Origin of the sequence: Streptomyces sp. SM10 (assembly GCF_002910915.1) — a bacterium.
GTDB lineage: Bacteria > Actinomycetota > Actinomycetes > Streptomycetales > Streptomycetaceae > Streptomyces.
In genome coordinates this window covers 177-4,218 of the sequence record NZ_NEUF01000189.1, presented here as the reverse complement: position 1 = coordinate 4,218, position 4,042 = coordinate 177, and the positions used below count along the sequence as shown (strand labels likewise).

Here is a 4,042-nt window from a genome sequence, read left to right as displayed (position 1 = left end):
CCCCGGCGAACACCGACACCCGCTCCACCTGCGCATCGAGCGCCTCGGCCGTCTTCGCCGACACCACCCACGGCACCACGGGCACCACGACACCAGCCGCGTCCACCGGCTCCACCTCAGGAGCCTGCTCCAGAATGATGTGCGCGTTCGTGCCGCTGATACCGAACGACGACACACCCGCCCGCCGCAGCTCACCCGTCTCCGGCCACGCCACCGACTCCGTCAGCAACTCCACCGAACCCGCCGACCAGTCCACCTGCGACGACGGCTCATCCACATGCAACGTCCGCGGCAACACACCATGCCGCATCGCCAACACCATCTTGATGACGCCACCGACACCGGCTGCTGCCGCCGCGTGACCGATGTTCGACTTGATCGACCCGAGCCACAGAGGCAGGTCATCCGACCGGCGCTCCTGTCCGTAGGTGGCGAGCAGGGCCTGCGCCTCGATCGGGTCACCCAGCCGGGTTCCCGTGCCGTGCGCCTCCACGGCGTCGATCTGGGCTGCTGAGAGGCCGGAGCTGGTCAGGGCCTGCCGGATCACCCGCTGCTGCGCGGGGCCGTTCGGCGCGGTCAGACCGTTCGACGCACCGTCCTGGTTGATCGCAGAACCACGTACCACCGCCAGGACCTCATGGCCGTTGCGCCGTGCATCCGCCAGCCGCTCCACCAGCAGCATTCCGACGCCCTCTGCCCATCCGGTACCGTCCGCTCCCTCCGCGAAGGGCTTACAGCGGCCGTCGGCCGACAAACCGCGCTGCCTGGAGAACTCCACGAATGCGGTCGGGCTGGCGAGAAGCGCGACCCCGCCGGCGAGCGCCATGGTGCACTCGCCCTGGCGGAGCGCCTGGGCCGCGAGGTGGAGAGCGACCAGTGACGAGGAGCAGGCGGTGTCGACCGTGACGGCAGGGCCTTCCAGGCCCATCATGTAGGCGATACGGCCGGACACCACGCTCGTAGCGGTACCTGTGAGCAGATGCCCCTCACTGCCTTCGGAGCCCTGAGACACGCCCACGCCGTACCCGGAGGAGGAGGCCCCGGCGAACACGCCTATCTGCTTGCCCCGCACCGAGCTGGGGTCGATTCCCGCGTCCTCGAAGAGCTCCCATGACGCTTCCAGCAGCAGGCGCTGCTGGGGATCCATCGCCAGCGCCTCACGCGGCGAGATCCCGAAGAACCCGGCGTCGAACTCACCGGCGCTGTGGAGGAAGCCACCGTGGCGGGTGTACGTCGTGCCGGGATGCGCCGGATCGGGGTCGTAGATGCCCTCCAGGTCCCAGCCCCGGTCGGTCGGGAATTCCGAGATACCGTCGGTTCCGGATACGAGGAGCCGCCAGAGGTCGTCCGGATTCGCCACCTCTCCCGGGTATCGGCAGCTCATACCGACGATCGCTATGAGGTCGTCGTCCTTCGTCGGCGCCTGGAACTCGGTGGCCGAAAGCCTCGACTGCGTACCCGACAGACCGGGCATCTCGTACTGGGCGGAGAGTTCGGCTGCCAGGAACCGTGCAAGTACCGTTGGCGTCGGGTGGTCGAAGACCAGGGTGGTGGGCAACTGCAGCCGTGTCTCGGCGACGAGTGCGTTACGCAGTTCGACGGCGGTCAGGGAGTCGAAGCCCAGCTCTCGGAAGGCACGGTCGGGCTCGACGCCGTCGGGCGACGCGTGCCCCAGAACAGCAGCGGCCAAGGACCGCACGATCTCGGTCAGCGCGTCGGTGCGCTCGGCCGGGGCAAGGCCTGCGAGTCGATTCCACAGGGGCGAGTCGCCGTCCGCGGCAGAGGACGGGACTTCGGTGGTGGACGACGCGAGTGCCTCACGTACCTCGGCCAGCTCACTGATCAACGGGCGGCTGCGGGCTGCGGTGAACACCGGCACGAACCGCGCCCAGTCCATGTCCGCGACGGTCACCAGGGTGTCGTCCCGGTCGAGGGCCTGTTGCAGGGCCGCGATCGCCGGTTCGGGTGCCATGGCCCGGATCCCCAGGCGGAGCAACTGCTCGCCCTCTTCGCCGTCGGCCATGCCGCCGCCCGCCCAGGCACCCCAGGCGACCGCGGTCGCCGGGAGGCCCCGCGCCCTGCGGCGTTGTGCCAGCGCGTCGAGGTGGGCATTGGCGGTGGCGTAACCGCTCTGGCCCCCGCTCCCCCAGACTCCGGCGACGGATGAGAAGACGACGAAGGCGTCGAGGTCATGCCCGTCGAGGAGTTCGTCCAGGTGCACAGCTCCTGCGACCTTCGCGGAGATCTCCTCGGCGAGGGTGTCGGCCGTGGCTTCGGAGAGCAGAGTCGCGGTGGCGACACCTGCCGCGTGCACGACGGTCCGGAGAGCGGCACCCGGGTAGTCCGCCGCCGCGGCGTCGCACGCTTCGATCAGCGCGGCGACCGCGGTGCGGTCGGACACGTCACAGGCGACGACGGTGGCCTTGGCGCCGAGATCCTCCAGTTCGGCGACGAGTTCAGCCGCTCCGGGGGCGTCCGGGCCACGGCGGCTGGTGAGGACAAGGTGCTCGGCACCGTTGCGGGCGAGCCATCGGGCCACGTGACCGCCCAGCGCACCGGTTCCGCCGGTGATGAGCGCGGTCCCTTGCGCCGTCCATACCGGCCCGACCAGGTCGGGCCGGGTGTCCCGTGCGAGACGGCGGACGAACGCCCCGGAGGGGCGCACCGCCACCTGGTCCTCGTCGCCGTCGGCGAGGAGGCCGATCAGACGGGCGGCCGCACGGTCGTCCAGCGTCTGCGGCAGGTCGATGAGCCCACCCCAGCGGTGGGCGCACTCCAGGCCGACGACTCGCCCGAGGCCCCACAGCGATGCCTGGACCGCGCTGGCCAGCGGGTCGGAGCGGCCGACGGACACGGCGCCACAGGTGGCGATCCACAGCGGGGCGTCGATGCCTGCGTCTCCGAGCGCCTGGACGAGCGCCAGCGTCGCCGTCATGCCGGCGGTGACGACCGGGTTGACGGGAGACGGCTGCTCGTCCAGGGCCAACAGCGAAAGGACACCGGTCGGCTGCGCGTCCGGCCTGCTGACGTTGTCGAGCAGCTGGGTGAGCGAGGCACGGTCGGCAGCAGCGGCGTCGGGCACGATCGGGATCACCGTGACGCCGTGTGCGGTCAGCGCTGCGACCGTAGCGGCGACGAGCGCACCGTCCATGTGGCCGGTGGGCACGACGACCAGCCAGTCGCCCGACAGCCGGGCCGCCGCCGGAGGGACGACGGGCTTCCATGTGACGCCGTAACGCCATTCGCTCGCGTTGGAGTTGACGCGGCTCTGCCGACGCCAGGCGGAGAGCGCGGGCAGCGCACCGGCCAGCGCATCGGAGTCCTCGGGACGTATGGCGTCGACGAGTGAGGCCAGGTCCTCCCGCTCGACGGCGTCCCAGAACTGTGCCTCCGCCGGCGTGTTGCCCACCACAGCGGTTCCGCTGTCGAGCTTCATGGGGACGTGCGGCCAGTAGCGCTCGCGCTGGAAGGTGTAGGTGGGCAGTTCGACCTGGTGCGCCCCGGTGCCGGCGAAGTACCGTGTCCAGTCGACGTTCTGGCCGCGCACGTGGAGCTCGGCCATTGCCGCGACGCAGGTCGACGCCTCGGCGCGCCCCTTGCGGAGGGCCGGAACGAACACGCGGCTTTCGGTATCTGCGGTGAGGCAGTCCTGCCCCATGGCCGACAGGACCCCGTCCGGGCCCAACTCCAGGAACGCCGTCACGCCCTGGTTCTGCAGGGTGCGTATCCCGTCGAGGAAACGGACGGCCTGCCGGACGTGCCGCACCCAGTATTCGGGAGTGCGCATGTCGCGCGACGGAACGACCGCTCCGGTGACGTTGGAGACGATGGCGATCTCGGGCTGGTGGAAGGTCAGTGTCTCCGCGACCGCACGGAAGCCGTCGAGCATGGCCTCCATACGCGGCGAATGGAACGCGTGACTCACCCGCAGCCGCTTGGACTTACGACCCTCCGCCTCAAAGTGCGCGGCGATCGCCAGCACAGCATCCTCGTCACCCGAAACCACCGTCGCCGAAGGCCCGTTGAGCGCGGCGATCGACAC

1 protein-coding gene is annotated in these 4,042 nt (G+C 70.4%); it reads right to left on the bottom strand.

Annotated features, from left to right (window positions below):
• A partial coding sequence (locus B9S57_RS33355; RefSeq protein ID WP_258036744.1) for a type I polyketide synthase occupies positions 1-4,042 on the bottom strand: 4,042 nt, incomplete at both ends.